This window comes from Amycolatopsis plumensis (assembly GCF_042652605.1).
Taxonomy (GTDB): domain Bacteria; phylum Actinomycetota; class Actinomycetes; order Mycobacteriales; family Pseudonocardiaceae; genus Amycolatopsis; species Amycolatopsis plumensis.
Map to the genome: position 1 here is coordinate 7,299,889 of NZ_JBHSJY010000001.1, position 17,319 is coordinate 7,317,207.

The 17,319-nt window shown below is 72.2% G+C and carries 15 protein-coding genes and 1 pseudogene; 10 read left to right on the plus strand and 6 right to left on the minus strand.

Annotated features, from left to right (window positions below; genetic code table 11):
* Nucleotides 1-33: 33 nt before the first annotated feature.
* Nucleotides 34-1,290, plus strand: coding sequence for an IS4 family transposase (locus tag ACFPLC_RS35375; protein ID WP_378235794.1), 1,257 nt, complete (start codon nucleotides 34-36; stop codon nucleotides 1,288-1,290).
* A 264-nt stretch (nucleotides 1,291-1,554) separates the two neighbouring features.
* Here ACFPLC_RS35375 and ACFPLC_RS35380 read toward each other — a convergent pair whose 3' ends face one another.
* Both ACFPLC_RS35380 and folE read right to left on the minus strand, forming a co-directional pair.
* A complete protein-coding gene (locus tag ACFPLC_RS35380) occupies nucleotides 1,555-2,760 on the minus strand; it encodes an NAD(P)/FAD-dependent oxidoreductase (protein ID WP_378204197.1) in 1,206 nt (401 codons plus the stop codon).
* Complete coding sequence (gene folE / locus ACFPLC_RS35385) at nucleotides 2,760-3,380, minus strand: GTP cyclohydrolase I FolE (protein ID WP_191309270.1); 621 nt, start codon at nucleotides 3,378-3,380, stop codon at nucleotides 2,760-2,762. Before folE ends, ACFPLC_RS35380 begins: the two co-directional genes overlap by 1 nt.
* An 89-nt stretch (nucleotides 3,381-3,469) precedes the next feature.
* Between folE and ACFPLC_RS35390 the strand changes: the two genes are divergently transcribed.
* On the plus strand, nucleotides 3,470-4,120 hold the full coding sequence (locus ACFPLC_RS35390; RefSeq protein WP_378204200.1) for a helix-turn-helix transcriptional regulator: 651 nt from the start codon (nucleotides 3,470-3,472) through the stop codon (nucleotides 4,118-4,120).
* Nucleotides 4,121-4,157: 37 nt separating this feature from the next.
* Here the strand turns inward: ACFPLC_RS35390 and ACFPLC_RS35395 are convergent, their stop codons facing one another.
* A complete protein-coding gene (locus tag ACFPLC_RS35395) occupies nucleotides 4,158-5,849 on the minus strand; it encodes a CU044_5270 family protein (protein ID WP_465251640.1) in 1,692 nt (563 codons plus the stop codon).
* A gap of 104 nt (nucleotides 5,850-5,953) precedes the next feature.
* Between ACFPLC_RS35395 and ACFPLC_RS35410 the strand changes: the two genes are divergently transcribed.
* Together ACFPLC_RS35410 and ACFPLC_RS35415 are read left to right on the plus strand one after the other, a co-directional pair.
* Entirely contained in the window at nucleotides 5,954-6,823 is an 870-nt protein-coding gene (locus tag ACFPLC_RS35410; RefSeq protein WP_378204206.1) for a serine hydrolase, read from the plus strand.
* A gap of 80 nt (nucleotides 6,824-6,903) precedes the next feature.
* The gene (locus tag ACFPLC_RS35415) at nucleotides 6,904-7,947 is read left to right on the plus strand and encodes a LacI family DNA-binding transcriptional regulator (RefSeq protein WP_378204343.1); all 1,044 of its coding nucleotides are present in this window, start codon (nucleotides 6,904-6,906) and stop codon (nucleotides 7,945-7,947) included.
* 215 nt (nucleotides 7,948-8,162) lie between these two features.
* Here the strand turns inward: ACFPLC_RS35415 and ACFPLC_RS35420 are convergent.
* Both ACFPLC_RS35420 and ACFPLC_RS35425 read right to left on the minus strand, forming a co-directional pair.
* A pseudogene (locus tag ACFPLC_RS35420) lies at nucleotides 8,163-8,300 on the minus strand (DUF6008 family protein); the annotation flags it as partial.
* Between the two features lie 129 nt (nucleotides 8,301-8,429).
* Nucleotides 8,430-9,047 (minus strand): LysE/ArgO family amino acid transporter, encoded by a 618-nt coding sequence (locus tag ACFPLC_RS35425; RefSeq protein ID WP_378204209.1) that lies wholly within the window; start codon nucleotides 9,045-9,047, stop codon nucleotides 8,430-8,432.
* Nucleotides 9,048-9,267: 220 nt separating this feature from the next.
* Between ACFPLC_RS35425 and ACFPLC_RS35430 the strand changes: the two genes are divergently transcribed.
* Nucleotides 9,268-10,062 carry an SDR family NAD(P)-dependent oxidoreductase gene (locus ACFPLC_RS35430; RefSeq protein ID WP_378204212.1) on the plus strand — a complete coding sequence of 265 codons (795 nt, stop codon included), beginning with the start codon at nucleotides 9,268-9,270 and terminating at the stop codon, nucleotides 10,060-10,062.
* Between the two features lie 6 nt (nucleotides 10,063-10,068).
* Here ACFPLC_RS35430 and ACFPLC_RS35435 read toward each other — a convergent pair whose 3' ends face one another.
* Nucleotides 10,069-11,130, minus strand: coding sequence for a right-handed parallel beta-helix repeat-containing protein (locus tag ACFPLC_RS35435; RefSeq protein ID WP_378204215.1), 1,062 nt, complete (start codon nucleotides 11,128-11,130; stop codon nucleotides 10,069-10,071).
* A 280-nt stretch (nucleotides 11,131-11,410) separates the two neighbouring features.
* Between ACFPLC_RS35435 and ACFPLC_RS35440 the strand changes: the two genes are divergently transcribed.
* From ACFPLC_RS35440 to ACFPLC_RS35460, 5 genes are all read left to right on the plus strand, one after another.
* Nucleotides 11,411-12,334 (plus strand): D-alanyl-D-alanine carboxypeptidase family protein, encoded by a 924-nt coding sequence (locus ACFPLC_RS35440; protein WP_378204218.1) that lies wholly within the window; start codon nucleotides 11,411-11,413, stop codon nucleotides 12,332-12,334.
* Entirely contained in the window at nucleotides 12,331-13,293 is a 963-nt protein-coding gene (locus ACFPLC_RS35445; protein WP_378204221.1) for an endonuclease/exonuclease/phosphatase family protein, read from the plus strand. The genes ACFPLC_RS35440 and ACFPLC_RS35445 overlap by 4 nt, the downstream gene beginning before the upstream one ends.
* A gap of 278 nt (nucleotides 13,294-13,571) precedes the next feature.
* Complete coding sequence (locus tag ACFPLC_RS35450; protein ID WP_191309293.1) at nucleotides 13,572-14,615, plus strand: LacI family DNA-binding transcriptional regulator; 1,044 nt, start codon at nucleotides 13,572-13,574, stop codon at nucleotides 14,613-14,615.
* 114 nt (nucleotides 14,616-14,729) lie between these two features.
* Nucleotides 14,730-15,710, plus strand: a complete 981-nt coding sequence (locus ACFPLC_RS35455) for an ABC transporter substrate-binding protein (RefSeq protein WP_378204225.1) — start codon at nucleotides 14,730-14,732, stop codon at nucleotides 15,708-15,710.
* A 101-nt stretch (nucleotides 15,711-15,811) separates the two neighbouring features.
* On the plus strand, nucleotides 15,812-17,314 hold the full coding sequence (locus ACFPLC_RS35460) for a sugar ABC transporter ATP-binding protein (protein ID WP_378204346.1): 1,503 nt from the start codon (nucleotides 15,812-15,814) through the stop codon (nucleotides 17,312-17,314).
* The last annotated feature ends 5 nt before the right edge of the window (nucleotides 17,315-17,319 follow it).

The following is a 17,319-nucleotide window of genomic DNA, read 5'->3' on the forward strand; positions in this document are numbered from 1 at the left end:
GGCGGTGTCGGTTGGCTGGTTAGTGTCGCTGCCGTGAGCGGGATTGGTGGCGGGTGGGCGGACTCGATGTCGGTGGGGGTGCTGGCCACGGCGGTGCCACGGGACGCGGTGGACACTGCGATCGCGGTGACCCGCCGGGGCGCGAAGCGCTCCGGCGGGAAACTGCCCCCGCACGTGATGGTGTACTACGCGATGGCGCTGTCGTTGTTCGCCGACGACGATTACGAAGAGGTCATGACCCGCCTCGCCGGCACGCTGGCCTCGTGGGGATGCTGGGATCCGGGCTGGGACATTCCCACCACAGGCGGGATCACCCAGGCCCGCCAGCGGCTGGGCGCCGAGCCGCTGGCGGAGGTGTTCGACACGGTCGCGGTCCCGGTAGCCGATGAGCTGACCCAGGGCGCGTTTCTGGGGCCATGGCGGCTGATGAGCATCGACGGATTCGAGTGGGACGCCCCCGACACCGACGCCAACGTCGCCGAGTTCGGGTATTCCGGCGGCACCGGCGAGAAAGCATCCGCGTTTGCAAAGGTTCGGGTACTGACCATCGCCGAGTGCGCCTCCCACGCAGTCGTGGCCACCCGGATCGGCGGGCGCGGGACCGGCGGGAAGCGCCAGGGCGAACAGACCCTGGCCCGCCGGCTCTGGCCCGCACTGGCCGAGGACTGGCTGCTGATCGCCGATTCCGGTTTCTACAGCTACCAGGACTGGAGCAAGGCGGCCGCCACCGGCGCGGCCCTGCTCTGGCGGCTGCCCGCCACGGTGAAGACCCCGAAGCTGATGGATCTGGACGACGGATCCTACCTGTCGGTACTGATCAACAAGACCGTGCGCAGCACCACCCGCCGCGCCGAGATCCTGCAGACCGCCCGCGACGGCGGTGACCTCGACCCCGCCGAGGCGACCGTGGTGCGCGTGATCGAGTACACCGTGCCCGACCGCGGACCCGACCCGGACGAGGTGATCCGCGTGATCACCACCATCGGCGATCCCGCCGACGCCCCGGCCGAGATACTCGCCCAGGCCTACCACCAGCGCTGGGAGCACGAGACCGGCAACGACCAGCTCAAAACCCACCTCCGCGGCCCCGGCCGGGTCCTGCGATCGAAAAGCCCGGACATGATCCGCCAGGAAATCTACGGCTACCTGCTCACCCACTACGCCATCAGCACACTGATCTGCCGAGCCGCCACCGAAGCCGACATCGACCCCGACCGGGTCAAATTCCTGCGCACCGTCCGCCTCGTTCGCCGCCAGACCACCTCCGGCCCGGCGGCCTTTTCCCCCTAACCAGCAGACCAGAACACTCACCACCGCCATCACCACCCGCCGTCACCTCAACCCGCAACGCCGGCACAGAACCTACCCACGCGTGGTCAAACGAGCCCGCCACACCGCATACCGGATTAAGAAACCCACCGACACCGGCACCCACCACAACGGACCCGCCACCATCACCCTCACCACCGCCGCATGATCAACACAAGCTAAGTGGCATTGGGTTAGAACACTGTTTCCCACTCACGAGCCGCGGGAGGGCGGGCACCGGCGGCGCTATTCCGTCAGCGGCTGCTCCGGGTCGGCCAGCCGGTCCGGGTCCACGGTCCGGCCACTGAGGATCAGCTCGCGCACCGCGTCGAGGCCCTCGTCCCACTTGTTCACGTGCAGGCCCGCGACCACCCGGCCGCCGGTCAGCCAGAAGGCGTGGAACGCCTCGGCGTCGCCGCGGGTGACGACGCGGTCGTAGCCACCGGGCGGGAACCAGCCGGTGAACTCCATCCCGGCGTCGTACTGGTCCGAGAAGAAGTACGGCAGGTCGTCGTGGACCACCTCGCGGCCGAGCATCGCCTGTGCCGCCGCCGGGCCGCCGTTCGTCGCCGCGGCCCAGTGCTCCACGCGGATCCGGCGGCCGTAGCGCTCCTGCCACACGCTCGCGACGTCTCCCGCCGCGAACACGTCCGGGTCTTCGGTGCGCAGGCCCGCGTCGACGAGGACGCCGTCGTCGACGGCCAGGCCCGCGTCGGCGGCCAGCTGCGTCTCGGGCCGGGCGCCGATGCCGACGACGACCACGTCGGCCGGGATCTCGCCGTCGTCGGTCAGCACCGCGGAGACCGCGGAGTCGCCCGCGAAGCCCGTCACGCCGGTGCCGAACCGCAGCTCGACGCCGTGGCGGCGGTGCAGGTCGGCGAAGTACTCGCCCAGCTCCGGCCCGAGCGTGGCGTGCAGCGGGGCCGGTCCGGGCTCGACGATCGTCACCGGGCAGCCGTGGTGGCGCGCGGCCGCGGCCGTCTCCAGCCCGACCCAGCCCGCCCCGGCCACGACGACCCGGCCGCCGGCGGCCAGCGCGTCGCGCAGCCGGTCGGCGTGCCCGAGCCGGCGCAGGTAGTGGACGCCGTCGAGGTCGTTGCCGGGCACCCGCAGCCGCCGCGGCGACGCCCCGGTCGCCAGCAGCAGTTTCCTGTACCCGAGGCGTTCGCCGCCGGCCAGTTCCACCTCGTGCGCCGCGCGGTCCAGCGCGGTGACCCGCCGGCCGGTCAGTACCTCGATGCCGTGGTCGACGTACCACTTCTCGTCGTGGACGAACACCGACGCGCGGTCGTCCTGGCCGAGCAGGTAGCCCTTCGACAGCGGCGGCCGCTCGTAGGGCAGGTCCGGTTCGGCGCCGACGACGACCACGCGCCCGTCGAACCCTTCGGCGCGCAGCGTTTCCGCGGCCTTCGCGCCGGTCAGCCCGGCGCCGGCGATGACGAAGGTGTCCATCAGGCGCTCACCCCGGAGAGGGCGAAGAACTCCTGCCGCGTCTTGGGTTCCTCCCGCAGCAGGCCGTGGAGCGACGACGTCACCGTCAGCGCGCCGGAGGCCCGCACCCCGCGCAGGGACATGCACAGGTGCTCGGCCTCGATCACGACGCCGACGCCCTTGGGGGCCAGGTGCTCCTGGAGCCAGTCCGCGACCTGCTTGGTCAGCCGCTCCTGCACCTGCAGGTCGCGCGCGAACATCTCGACCACGCGGGCGAGCTTGGACAGCCCGAGGATCCGCTCGCCGGGCAGGTAGCCGACGTGCGCGACGCCGCGGAAGGGCAGCAGGTGGTGCTCGCACAGCGACTGCACCGGGATGCTCTTCGCCAGCACGAGCTCGTCGTAGCCCTCGTCGTTGGGGAAGGTCGTCAGCTGGAAGTCACGCGGCTGCAGCATTTCCGCGTAGGCGTGGGCCACCCGCCGCGGCGTGTCGCCGAGGTGCTCCGACGACGGGTCCTTCCCGAGGGCGCGCAGCAGGTCGGCGACCGCGCGTTCGGCGGCGTGCAGGTCGACGGTGTCCCGGTCGTGGACGACGCCGAGGTGCCGCAGGGGAACCGGTGCGCTGACGGGTTCGACGGTCACGGGGAGTGCCTCCTTCTAAAATCAAGTCAGACCGACGTTAGAAGCTCCCCGGGTTTTTCGTCAACAGGAGTTTGTTTTAGAATGCGGTGATGCAGGAAACCCAGGCGCTGGCCGCGGTCGCCGCCCTCGACGAGCCGACCCGGCGCCGGTTGTACGAGTACGTGGTCCGCCGCCCGGAGCCGGTCAGCCGCGACGACGTCGCCGCGGCTCTCGGCGTCCCCCGGGCGACGGTCGCGTTCCACCTCGACCGCCTGGTGGAGGAGCAGTTGCTGGCCGTCGGCCACGAGCGCCGGACCGGCCGCAGCGGCCCGGGAGCGGGCCGCCCGGCGAAGCTGTACCGGCGGTCGGACCGGCAGGTGAGCATTTCCCTGCCGGAGCGCCAGTACGAGCTGGCCGGCGGGCTGCTGGCGGCGGCGGTCGAGGAGGCCGACGAAACCGGCGGGTCACCGCGGGAGATCCTGGCGCGCCGGGCCCGCGAGCGCGGGGCGGAGCTGGCCGCCGACGGGCAGGACATCCTGAGCACGCTGGAGGAAAACGGCTTCGAGCCGCGTTCCGGGGACGGCGAGGTGTCGCTCGCGAACTGCCCGTTCCACCGGCTCGCCGAGGCGCACACGAGGCTGGTGTGCGAGATGAACCTGGGCCTGGTCGAGGGCATGCTGGCGGGAGCGGGCGAGACCGGCTTACGGGCCCGGCTGGACCCGCAACCGGGCTCGTGCTGCGTACGCCTGTCAGCAGACTGAGGACAAAGCGCGCTCGCCTACCGCTTGAAGCCGGGTGCTACTTCGGGGGGATCTCGCCGAGCCTGCCGACCACCGCGGTCGTGATCGCGCTGGCCCCAAGCTCCGTGCCCGGCTTGAGCCACGGCTGCTCGGGCTCCGCCCCGGCGACCGTGCGCTCGCCGATGAACCCGCCGGTCGCCGGATCGATGATCAGCTGCCGGATCTCGTGCCGGTCGTCCAGACCCAGCGCGACGCCGGTGCGGCCGTCCAGGTTGGCGGAGGCGGCCAGGACCGTGATGCCCGGGATCTTCGCCAGCGCCCGATACCACTGCGCCCGCAGCTGCGCCGGCATCTGCCCGGCGCGGAGGATCTCGATGCCGAAGTGGAACATCACCGACGGCGTCGAGCCGCGTCCCTTCGTCAGCTGCTGCAGCTTCGCGTAGAGCGCCGCCGGGTCGTGCGGCAAGGCGGCGTAGAACGCCGGGCTGTCCCAGTCGCTCGCGTCGCCGCACTTCTTCGGCGGCTTGGCCTTCGGGAAGAAGTCGCCGCAGGGGCCCTGCCACTGCCCCTGGTCGGTGGCCGTGATCTCCGGCTCCGGGGCCTGCGCCTGCGGCACCGAACCGCCGAGGAACTTCCCGGTGCCCAGGATCCTGCGGGTCTCCTGCCAGACGTCGCGCTCGTCCGCCGGGATCCAGCGGTCGACCTCCTGCTCCCACAGGTAGGTGTAGCCGGTGCGGTCGCCCGTCTGGACGCCGCGCTGCACCCAGGTGTGCTCGGCGACGTACCGGAACTGCCCGGGCCCGACGGGCTGGTCGGCGGCGCCGACGGTCAGGTCCGCCGCCCGGGTCAGGACCTGGACCGCCGACATCAGCCGGACGTCCGGGGCGGTCGCCGTCGGGACGGACCCGGTCGTCACCGGGGCCGAGCCGGCCGGCGGCGCGGCGGCCGGAGCGGGCGCCGGAGCCGTCGGGCGCTGCTGGGCGACCACGACCGTCACCGCCACCACGCCCGCCACGGCGGCCGCAACCGGCAGCGCGAACCGGCGCACCCGCTTCGGGCGCAGGGGGAGGACGGTGCCGGCGTCCAGCTCGGCCAGCAGCCGGGCCCGGGCCGCGGACAGGTCGGCCGGCGCGGTGCGGGCTTCGCGGTGGAGCAGCTCGAGGGTCTCGTCGAGCTCGTTCATGACTGGTTCTCCTCGGTGGGGGCGAGCAGGGCCTGGAGCCGGTGGCGCACGCGGTGCAGGCGCGAGCGCACCGTGCTGGCGGGCACCCCGAGCGCCTCGGCGACTTCGGCCGGTTCGAGACCGGCCCAGGACGTGAGCAGCAGGACGTCGCGGTCCTGTTCGGACAGTTCGGCGAGCTCGGCGGCCAGCACTCGCAGCCGCGCCGGCCGCGTCGACGCGGCCGGCGACCGCGGCGTCGTGGTTCTCGGCCGGGCGGTCCCCGGCACCCGCCTTCGCGGTCAGCTGGAGCCCGCGGACCTCCTGGCGCACGTGGTTGCGCAGCAGGTTGGTGGCGATGCCGTAGAGCCAGCCGCGGATCGGCGCCTTCTCCGGGTCGTAGCTCGCCCGTCTTCGCAGCGCGACGACGAAGGTCTCCGCCACGAGGTCGTCGGCGGCGTGCACGCCCACCCGGCCCGCGAGGTAGCCGCGCAGGGGAGGGGCGTACTCGTCGAAGAGCCGCGCGAAGATCTCCTTCGGATCCCGCGTGGCGAGGTCGGGCCGGTCCAGCCGTTCGACGATTCTGGTCACGGTACTGGTTGTCGCGGTCCGCCGCCCGCGTCCCCGCTCACCCGTCCGACTGAGACGCACGCCACATCCGGGAACGGTTCGAGCTCCGGCGGACAAGAGCTGGTATGCACCGACGGAACGCGACGCTGCTCGCCGGGACAGCCGCCGCCGCGGTGGTGGCGATGCTGACGGCGGCCGCCGCGATGCGGCCGCCGGACCCCACGCAGGCGCGGCTCACCGCGCCACCGGCTCTGACGACGAGCGTGGCGACGACGGCGACCGCGGCCCCGCCCGAGGACGCCGGGCAAGGGGTGCCCACCGCCGCTGATCTCGCCGACCTCGTGCCCGGCGAGCTCAGCGTCGTCGTCCACGACCGCCGGACCGGCCGGGACCTCGTTTCCCACCGGCCGGACGCCGCCTACCCGGCGGCGTCGCTGGTCAAGCTGCTCATCGCGCTCGAAGCGCTGCGGCGGGGCGAGCCGGCGGGCGTGGTCGCGGAGCTGCTTTCCCGCAGCGACGACGAGGTCGCCGGGCGGCTGTGGACGAAGCTGGGCGGCCCCGCGATCGTCACCGGCTGGGCGGCCCGGATCGGCCTGACCTCGACCCGCCCGCCCGAAGATCCCGGCGAGTGGGGCGGCACCGTCGTGTCCGCCGCCGACCTCGCGCGGGTTTACCGGTACGTCCTCGACACCGCGCCCGCCGCGACCCGGCAGACCGTGCTGCGGGCCCTCGGCAGCGCCGCGCCCCGCAGCGCGGACGGCTCCGACCAGCTCTACGGCATCGCGGCCGCGGTCACCGCCACCGGCCGGGCGGTGAACCAGGGCTGGTCCTGCTGCGACCCGGACCGGCTCCTGCACACGAGCGGAGTGGTCGGTGACGGCCGGTTCGTGGTCGTCGTGCTGACCGCTCAGCGGGCCGGCACGAGCCGGGCGAGCGCCGCCCAGCGCGTCACCGCGGTGTCGAAAGCGCTCTCTGGTGCGTTCGGCTGGTCCTGATCCGGCGCGGGACGTCCGGATACCGCCGATTCGGCGGTACCGTCTCGGGGGTGAGACGGTACGACGTGGAGGGGGCCAGGGTGGTGGACCGGGCGAAGCCGGGGGAGCAGACGAGGACTCCCCTGCCGGGGCCGCGGCAGCCGAGCCTGGCCGACGTCGCCGGTATGGCCGGCGTCTCGCACATGACCGTTTCGCGCGTGGTCAACGAGAGCGGGCCGGTGCGCCCGGAGACCCGCGAGCGGGTCCTCGCCGCCGTGCAGAAGCTCGGCTACCGGCCCAACACGGCCGCGCGGGCGCTGGTCACCGGCCGGTCCGGCACCCTCGGCGTGGTCGCGCTCGAGTCCAATCTCTACGGACCGGCGAGCACGCTCTACGGCATCGAGAACGCCGCCCGCGAGGCCGGGTACGGCGTCGCGATCTGCAGCGTGACGCGACCGGGCCGGACGTCGATCGGCGACGCGGTGGAGAGCCTGCGGCGCCAGGCGGTGGAGGGGATCGTGGTGATCGCCCCGCACGTCACGGCCGGGCGCGCGCTGGCGGCGGCCCCCGCGGACATCCCCCTGGTCGCGGTCGGCGGCGGGGAGACGGCCCCGGTGCCGGTGATCTCGGTCGACCAATACGACGGCGCCCGCCTCGCCACCGAGCACCTGCTGTCCCTGGGCCACCGGACGGTCTGGCACCTGGCCGGACCGGAGGACTGGCTGGAGGCCCGGGACCGCGAACGCGGCTGGCGCGAGACGCTGGAGCGGCGGGGGTTGCGGGTGCCCGCGGTGGTGCGGGGTGACTGGAGCCCGCGGTCGGGGTACGAGGCCGGGCGGGCGCTGGTGGGCAAGCGGGGGCTGAAGGCCGTCTTTTCGGCGAACGACCAGATGGCGCTGGGGTTGTTGCGGGCGTTCACCGAGGCGGGGATCCGGGTGCCGGAGGACGTGCAGGTCGCCGGGTTCGATGATGTGCCGGAGGCGGAGTACTTCACGCCGCCGTTGACGACGGTGCGGCAGGACTTCATCGAGGTGGGGCGGAGGACGTTTGGGTTGCTCGAGGAGCGGATGGCCGGTGGGGATGCCGGGGCTCGGCATCTTGTTGCCGCGGAGCTGGTTTTGCGGGAGAGCACTCGGGCTCGGTGATGCGGCGGTTGGCCTGAACTGCTGGTGATGGTGTTCTTCCGCCACCCCGATGCCCGATTGTGACTACGGCCGGCCGTGTTGGGGCTTCGGATCGGGGTTGCGGGGGGTCTGGGTTCCGCCTTGGCTTTCCGTTTTGGAGGCTGCCGGGCTTTGTTGAGGCCTCCGGTTTGGGGGCTGCCGGAGTTCGCTGCGGCTGCCCGTTTCGCCCGGGGCGCGCCGAACCCGACCGACAGCGTCAGGACCAGGTGCTCCAGCCCTTGCAGGCCCTGCATCCAGACGCCCATCCGCGCCCAGCGGCGGGCGCGGGTGCCAGCGCCCAGAGCACCAGGAGCACCGCGCCCGCGGTGTCCCACCCCGACATCGGCATCGCCATGGCCGCCTCCCGTGTCCGTCCCCTCGACGCTAACCGCGGGCCGGGCGGCCGGACGTCTTCCCGCGTGCGCCCGGAAACCGGACAAACCCTTGCGGGACAGGTTGCCGCCTCAAGTGAGGACAAGCCGGACGGCGAGCGCGGTGATCACCGCGCTCGACACGAGCGCCGTCACCAGCCGGCCCCGCCGCCCGGTGAGGACCCGGCCGAGCAGGGCCCCGCCGCCGGCGAGCGCGGCCTGCCAGCTCGCCGACGCGGCGAACGCGGCGAGCACGAACACCACCTGGTCGAGCGCCGGGACGGCCGCGCCGGCGCGGTTTCCGACCACCAGCGCGCTGAAGTAGACGACCGTGGCGGGATTGACGAGGGTGATGCCGAGCAGGCTGACGTAGGCGCGGCCGGGCACGAGCGGGGTCACCGGCCGGGTGGCGGGCGCGCGGTGGGACCGCAGCGCGCGGACGGCGCCGAGCGTCGCGAGGACGATCAGGACCACCGCCGAGATCAGCCGCAGCGGCCCGGCGAACGGGGCGATTACGCCCGCGATCGCGGCGCCGCCCAGCACGGCGACCAGTGCGTACACCCCGTCGGCCGTCGCGACGCCGAGAGCCGCGGCCAAGCCGGTCCGGAGGGACGTGCGGGCCGTGAGGGCCACCAGGTACGTCCCGACGGCGCCGACCGGGATCGCGATGCCGTAGCCGGCGACCAGGCCGGCGAGCAGCGCGGCGCTCACGGCGCCGAGGTGATCGACCTCCGCGGACGGCCCGGCTGCTGCTGGACCGGCGCGGTGGTGACGGCGACGGTCGGCAGGAGCGGGGTGGGTTGCGTGGTCATGCGCCGATCGTGGCCGCCACCCGGTGGGCGGGGCAACCGGGTTTTCCAGCGGGTGGGCTCCGCCGAGCTGTGCTTGAATCGGCCCCGGGGAGGCACGCGAGCGAGAGAGGGCTTTCACGATGCGGGTCGACCTGAGCGGGAAGACGGCACTGGTCACCGGTTCCACGCAGGGCATCGGCGCGGCGATCGCGACCGGCCTGGCCGCGGCGGGCGCGCGCGTCGCGATCAACGGCCGCAGCGAAACCGGCGTCCACAAGGCCATCGCCCGGCTGCGGGAGGAGGTGCCGGAGGCGGACTTCCTGCCGGCCCCGGGCGACGTCTCCGAGGAGGCCGGCGCGGCCCAGGTGGTCGAGGAGGTGCCGGACGCCGACATCCTGGTCAACAACCTCGGCATCTTCGGCGCCCAGGAGCCCCTCGACATCACCGACGCCGACTGGCGGCGCTACTTCGAGGTCAACGTCCTGGCCGCGGTGCGCCTGACCCGCGCCTACCTGCCGGGCATGACCGACCGCGGCTGGGGCCGGATCCAGTACATCGCCAGCGATTCCGCGATCGTCATCCCGGCCGAAATGATCCACTACGGCGTGTCGAAGACGGCGCTGCTCGGGGTGTCCCGCGGGTTCGCCAAGCACGCGGCCGGCACCGGCGTCACGGTCAACGCGGTCATCGCCGGCCCCACCCACACCGGCGGCGTCGAGGACTTCGTCTACGAGCTGGTGGACAAGGACCTCCCGTGGGACGAGGCCCAGCGCGAGTTCATGAAGCAGCACCGGCCGCAATCGTTGCTGCAGCGGCTGATCGAGCCGGAGGAGATCGCGCACCTGGTGGTGTACCTGAGTTCCCCGTTCGCCTCGGCGACCACCGGCGCGGCGGTGCGGGTGGACGGCGGGTACGTCGACGCGATCGTGCCCTGAGGCCGCTCACGGCGTGACGGGGATGTTCGTCAGGCCCGACCGGGCGTTCGTGACGGTGTTCGACGCGGACACGACGTTGGGGTCGGCCTGGCACTTCGAGACGGAGCTGATCTTGATCGCATAGGCGCCGACGTCGCCGAGGTCGGACTTGTTGCCGCGCCAGACGTTGCCGCAGCCGTTGTCGAACGACGGGCTCGTGCTCGGGTTGTGCGTCTCGTAGCCGTTGGCGAACGTGCCGGGCGAGGCGAAGGCGCCGGTGTTGCCTTCGATCGTGTAGCCGGTGCCCTTGACGTCGACCCAGGAGTCCGCCGAGTTCTGGCCGGAGATGCCGCGGCCGTCGAAGGTGTTGCCACCGATGTATCCGGCCGCCGTGCCTTCCTTGACGTCGATCGGCTCGGCGGCGATGAACGGGCCGAGGTGGTTGTCCAGCACCTGGATCCGGTCGCTGCGGTCGGCGCCGCCGGAGTTGCCGTGGCAGCCCCAGTTCGAGCCGGCCGAGCCGAGGTAGACGCCTTCGCCGTAGCCGGGCTGGACCTGGCCGGTGTAGCTGATCGAGGAGTTCTTCAGCACGCTGTCGGCCGATGAGCGGCGGAAGTGCACGGCCTCCTCGTCGATGTGGTGGACGGTGACGCCGTCGATGGTGGTGTGCGGGGAGTTGTCCGCGACGATGCCCTTTTTGGACTCCCGCACGGTGAAACCGCGCAGAGTCCAGTAGGGCGCGTTGGCGAGCCACAGGCCGTAACCGGAATCCCAGCCTGCGGTCGGCGCCGGGCAGTCGGGGGCGTCGCCGGCGGGACCGTCGTTGATCAGGACGGCGTCCGCCGGGCCGGACAGGGTGATCGGCTCGGCCGCGGTGCCGGGTTTCGTGATGACGAAGGAGCCGTGGTAGGTGCCGGCGGCGAGCCGGATCGCCTGCCCCGGGACGGCGCTCGCCAGGGCGGCCTGGAGCTGGGTGGCCGTGGCGACGACGACGTCGGCCGCGCCGGCCTGCGCGGGCAGCGTGAGCGTGGCGGAAATGCTTGCGGTGACGAGGAAAACGGCGCAGAAGGGCGACTTTCGAGTGGACACCGATGGCCTCCGGAAAGCGACTGCGGAGGTGTTGCGGCGGACACCCGGACTTTTCCTTTATAGGGCAGCGGTCCAGGGAGAGTCAACAGGATGAACATCGATCACGCATGTGAACACCGAAAGCCGGCCGGGCGGAGGGGAAAGTTTCTTCGGCGCTGGTACGAAATCGGGACATTTCTGGTTCAGACCTGTCGAACAGCCCCGACGAACCCGCGATCTTCTCCGGACAAAGTGACGGGAGTGCGCTGCCCCGAGCGCGCCCCGCACCCGGAGGAGACCGATGGCCCCCACCCGCATCCCGCCCGTCACCGCGGGGATCGCCGCCGCGGTGGCCGTCGTGCTCGCCGCCGCGTGCTGGGTCGTCTTCCCGCCCGAGATCGCCGGGCGTGCCCTCGCCGGCCGGCCGGACGTCGACCTCCCGCTACCGTGGCCCGCCGAAGGGCAGTCCAGCGCCGAGGTGCAGAACCTCGGCTCGCTCGGCAGCCGCGGTGAGCGGGGGCCGGTCCCGATCGCCAGCGTCACGAAGGTCATCACGGCCTACGTCGTGCTCAAGGACCACCCCCTCGGGCCCGATGAAGCCGGGCCGGAGATCACCGTCGACGAGCAGGCCGAAGCCGAGTCGGCCTCGGCCGAGGAGTCGAGCGCGCCGGTCCGCGCCGGACGCCGGTTCAGCGAACGCGACCTGCTCGCCCTGATGCTCGTCCCGTCCGGGAACAACGTCGCCCGCCTGCTCGCCCGGTGGGACGCCGGCAGCCAGGAGGCCTTCGTCGCGAAGATGAACCGCGAGGCCGCGGCGCTCGGCATGACCAGCACCACCTACACCGGTGCCAGCGGCGTCGAGGACTCGACCACGAGCACCGCCGGCGACCAGGTCCGGCTGGCCCGCGAAGTGATGCGGAACCCGGTGATCCGCGCGATCGTCGCCACCCCGAGCCTGCGGATCGACGGCGTGCCGGGCCCGGTCGTCAACACGAACACCCTGCTCGGCCGCAACGGGGTGATCGGGCTGAAGACCGGCTCGTCGACCGCCGCCGGAGGTGCCCTGATGTGGGCCGCGCGAGCCGGCAACGGGGCGTTGATCCTCGGCGTCGTCCTGCACCAGAGCCCGGGCGGGACCCCGGCCGCCGGGCTGCGCGCGGCCCTCGACACCAGCGAAAAGCTCATCGCCGCGATCCAGCGCGAGCTGCCGGCGGCCACGCGATGACCGCGACCACCGAGCGTCCGGCCGCCCCGGCTCGCCGGGCCTGGACGTGGCGGCGGGGCCGCGTCCTCGCCGCGTTCGCCGTCCTGACGGCGCTGCTGCTGCTCGCGCACCCGCTGGTGCCCAACCAGGTGGGCAACGCGGGCAGCCTCCTGGAGACCTTCCTGCCCTGGACCGGCCTGCTCGTCGTGCCGCTGCTGGCCGCGGCGCTGGTCCGGCGCTCGGCGCTCGCCCTCGTCTCCCTCCTGCTGCCGGCGCTGGTCTGGGGCGGGTTCTTCGGGGGCAGGCTGTTCGACAAGCGCGAGCACGGCGGGGACCTGACGGTCGTGTCGCACAACGTGAACGACGAGAACCCGGACCCGGCGGGCACCGCGCGCGCCCTCGCCGCCGCGGGTGCCCAGGTGATCGCGCTCGAGGAGCTGAAGAAGTCCGAGATCCCGAAGTACGAGGACGCCCTCGCCGCGGCGTACCCGCACCACTCCGTGCAGGGGACCGTCGGGGTCTGGAGCACCTTTCCGCTGCGGGACACGCGACCGGTGGCGATCATGCCGTGGACCCGCGCGCTGCGGACCACAGTGGACACTCCGAAGGGGCCCGTGGCGGTGTTCGTGGCGCACTTGCCTTCGGTGCGCGTGCGCCTCGACGCGGGGTTCACCGCGGTCGGCCGGGACGAGGCCATGAACCTGCTCGCCGACGCCGTCGCCGCGGAATCCGCGCCGCGGACGGTGCTCGTCGGCGATTTCAACGGCACCGCCGACGACCGCGCGCTCGCGCCGATCACCACGCGGCTGCAGAGCGCACAGGACGAAGCCGGCGACGGTTTCGGCTTCACCTGGCCCGCCGGGCTGCCACTGGCCCGGATCGACCAGGTCTTCGTGTCGGGGGTGCGAACGGTGGCGGCCTGGACGTTGCCGGCGACCGGCAGCGATCACCTCCCCGTCGCCGCCACGGTGGCGTTCTGACCCCGGGAGCCGGGGCCGCCGGCAGCGTGTGGTAGACGCCCCGCAGGACCCGCGAACATGCCGTTGAACACCGGGCCGAGCTGACGGGCGGTGAATTTCAAACGACGCTCCGCGCAGGTCGCGCCGTCGAATTCGTCGTCGAGGCCATGTGAAGGGCACGTGACTAGACCGTTACGCGAGCCGGGGTTGACCCCGTGGGTGTTATCGCTAACACTAACTCCTCGTCGTCACCGGACAGGTGACGCAGACCATGTCGGAGCGCACGGAAGGGGACGCCGGTGGCCGAACGACCCCGCTCCGGCGGACCCGTCAAGGCGACTGCCACCGGGACCCGGCAGCCGAGCCTGACCGACGTCGCGGGCGTGGCGGGCGTGTCCCACATGACCGTGTCCCGGGTGATCAACGGGACCGGCCCGGTGCGCCCCGAAACCCGGGCCCGGGTGCTCGCGGCGATCGAAGAACTGGGCTACCGGCCCAATTCCGCCGCCCGCGCGCTGGTCACCGGCCGCACCGGCACGCTCGGCGTCGTCGCGCTCGAGTCCAATCTGTACGGTCCGGCCAGCACGCTGTACGGCATCGAGAACGCCGCCCGGGAAGCCGGGTACGCGATCACGATCTCGAGCGTCAGCCGTCCCGGCCGGTCGTCGATCGCCGACGCGGTGGAGAACCTGCGCCGCCAGGCGGTCGAGGGTGTCATCGTGATCGCCCCGCACGTCAGCGCGGGCCGGGCCCTGGAAGCCGCGCCCGCGGACTTCCCGGTCGTCGCGGTCGGCGGCGGGGAGGCGGCACCGGTGCCGGTCATCTCCGTCGACCAGCGCGACGGCGCCCGCCGCGCCACCGAACACCTCCTGGCGCTGGGCCACCGCACGGTGTGGCACATCGCCGGGCCGGAGGACTGGCTGGAGGCCCGCGACCGCGAACTCGGCTGGCGGGAAACCCTGGAACGCCACGGCGTCGGGGCCCCGCGGGTGATCCGCGGCGACTGGAGCTCGCGTTCCGGCTACGAGGCGGGGCGATCCCTCGCCAAGGAAAAGGATCTGGACGCCGTCTTCGCCGGCAACGACCAGATGGCACTGGGCCTGCTGCGCGCGTTCGCCGAAGCGGGTATCTCGGTGCCGCGGGACGTGCGCGTGGCGGGCTTCGACGACGTCCCCGAGGCGGCGTACTTCACGCCGCCGCTGACGACGGTGCGCCAGGACTTCATCGAAGTCGGACGGCGTACGTTCGGCCTGCTGGCCGGGCGGATGGACGGAGGCGACCGGCACGCGCGCGCCCTGGTCGTCCCCGAGTTGATCGTGCGCGAGAGCACCGGACCGCGCTAGCGCCGCGGCCGGCGGGGACCGGTGGTTCCCGAGGGATTGTTAGCGCTAACAGGCAAGACGTCTTCACCCGATAGTCCCCACACAGGTTTCCCACAGATCATCGTCGATCGAGGAGTGAACGTGCTGAAGAAGCGATGGGCCGCCGCGGCGGCCGCGGCGGCCGGACTCGTGCTGCTCACCGCCTGCGGGAGTGGCGGTTCGTCCGGCGGTTCGGGCGGGGCCATCACGCTCGGCTTCGCCCAGGTGGGCGCCGAGAGCGGCTGGCGGACGGCGAACACGAAGTCGATCCAGGAGTCGGCGAAGACCGCCGGGATCGAGCTGAAGTTCTCCGACGCGCAGCAGAAGCAGGAGAACCAGATCTCCGCGATCCGCTCGTACATCCAGCAGAAGGTCAAGGTCATCGCCTTCTCGCCGGTCGTCGAGTCCGGCTGGGACACCGTCCTGAAGGAAGCCAAGACGGCCAACATCCCGGTCATCCTGACCGACCGCGCGATCGACTCGCCGGACAAGTCCCTCTACAAGACCTTCCTCGGCTCCGACTTCGTCGCCGAGGGCAAGAAGGCGGGGGAGTGGCTGACCAAGGAGTTCGGCAGCGCCACCGGCGACGTGAACATCGTCGAGCTGCAGGGCACCACCGGCTCGGCCCCGGCGAACGACCGCAAGAAGGGCTTCGCGGACGTCATCGCCGCGGACCCGAAGTACAAGATCGTCGCCTCGCAGACCGGTGAGTTCACCCGCGCCAAGGGCAAGGAGGTCATGGAGGCCTTCCTGAAGTCCCAGCCCAAGATCGACGTCCTCTACGCCCACAACGACGACATGGCCCTCGGCGCCATCGAGGCCATCGAAGCCGCGGGCAAGGTCCCGGGCAAGGACATCAAGATCGTCTCGGTCGACGGCGTCAAGGACGCGCTGACGGCGCTGGCCGACGGCAAGATCAACCACGTCGTCGAGTGCAACCCGCTGCTCGGCCCGCAGCTGATGGACCTGGTGAAGAAGGTCGCCGCCGGCGAGCAGGTGCCCGCCCGCATCGAAACCCAGGAGACCGAGTTCGACCAGGCCTCCGCCAAGGCCGCCCTGCCGCAGCGCCAGTACTGACCGCCTGCGGGTCGTGAGTGGTAAGGCGGGTTCTAACCCGCCTTACCACTCACGACCCCCGCGTCCACTCCGGAGCACAGCAAATGCCTGAACCGCAGCCCATGGTGCGGATGAGCGGTATCCGCAAGGAGTTCCCCGGCGTCCTCGCCCTGGACGGGGTCGACTTCCGGATGTACCCCGGCGAAGTCCACGCCCTGATGGGCGAGAACGGCGCCGGCAAGTCCACCCTCATCAAGGTGCTCACCGGGGTGTACGGGGTGGACGCGGGCACGATCGAACTGGGCGGCGACGACGTCGCCTTCAGCGGGCCCGGCGAGGCCCAGCAGGCCGGCATCAGCACGGTCTACCAGGAAGTCAACCTCTGCCCGAACCTGTCCGTGGCCGAGAACGTCTGCCTCGGCCGCGAACCCCGCCGCCTCGGCCGCATCCAGTGGGGCCCGATGCGGAAGCGGGCCGAGGAGCTGCTGGCCCGGCTGGACGTCCACGTGGACGTCTCGGCCGAGCTGTCCACCTGTTCCATCGCGGTGCAGCAGCTGGTCGCGATCGCCCGCGCGCTCGACGTCGACGCGCGGGTGCTCGTCCTCGACGAACCGACGTCCAGTTTGGACGCCGGCGAGGTCGAACAGCTGCTGAAGGTCGTCCGGTCCCTGCGCGAAAGCGGCATGGCGATCCTGTTCGTGTCCCACTTCATCGACCAGGTCTTCGCCATCGCCGACCGGATGACTGTGCTGCGCAACGGAAAACTCATCGGTGAATACCGGACGGCCGACATCACGCCGGTCGAGCTGGTCACCAGGATGATCGGCAAGGAGCTCCAGGTCCTCGAGGACCTGGAGGACTCCGGCCCCAGCCGGGCCGAGGTCGCCGGCGCGCCCGTGCTGCTGGCCGCCGAAGGCCTCGGCCGCAAGGGCGGCGTCGAACCCTTCGACTTCACCATCCACGCCGGCGAGGTCGTCGGGCTGGCCGGCCTCCTCGGCTCCGGCCGCACCGAGCTCGCCCGGCTGCTCTTCGGCGCCGACCACGCCGACAGCGGCTCGCTGAAGGTCGACGGCGAACCCGCCGCGCTGCGCACCCCGCGAGCCGGGCTCGACCACAAGATCGCGTTCCTTTCGGAGAACCGCAAGGCCGAAGGCCTGGTCGAGGAACTGACCGTCCGCGAGAACATCGTGCTGGCGCTGCAGGCCTCCCGCGGCTGGGCGCGGCCGCTGTCGCGCCGCCGCCAGGACGAAATCGCCGAGAAGTACATCAAGGCCCTCGACATCCGGCCCGCCAACCCCGAAGCGCTGGTGGGCAACCTCTCCGGCGGCAACCAGCAGAAGGTCCTGCTGGCCCGCTGGCTCATCACCGAACCGCGGCTGCTGATCCTTGACGAGCCCACGCGCGGCATCGACATCGGCGCCAAGACGGAGATCCAGCGGCTGGTCACCCAGCTCTCGGGCGACGGCATGGCCGTCGTGTTCATCTCCGCCGAACTCGAAGAAGTCCTGCGGCTGAGCCACCGCGTCGTGGTACTGCGGGACCGGAAGGTCGTGGCGGAGCGGGAAAACCAGGCGCTCACCGCGGACGACATCATGGCCACGATGGCCGAGGGGGTGCAGGCGTGAAAGCC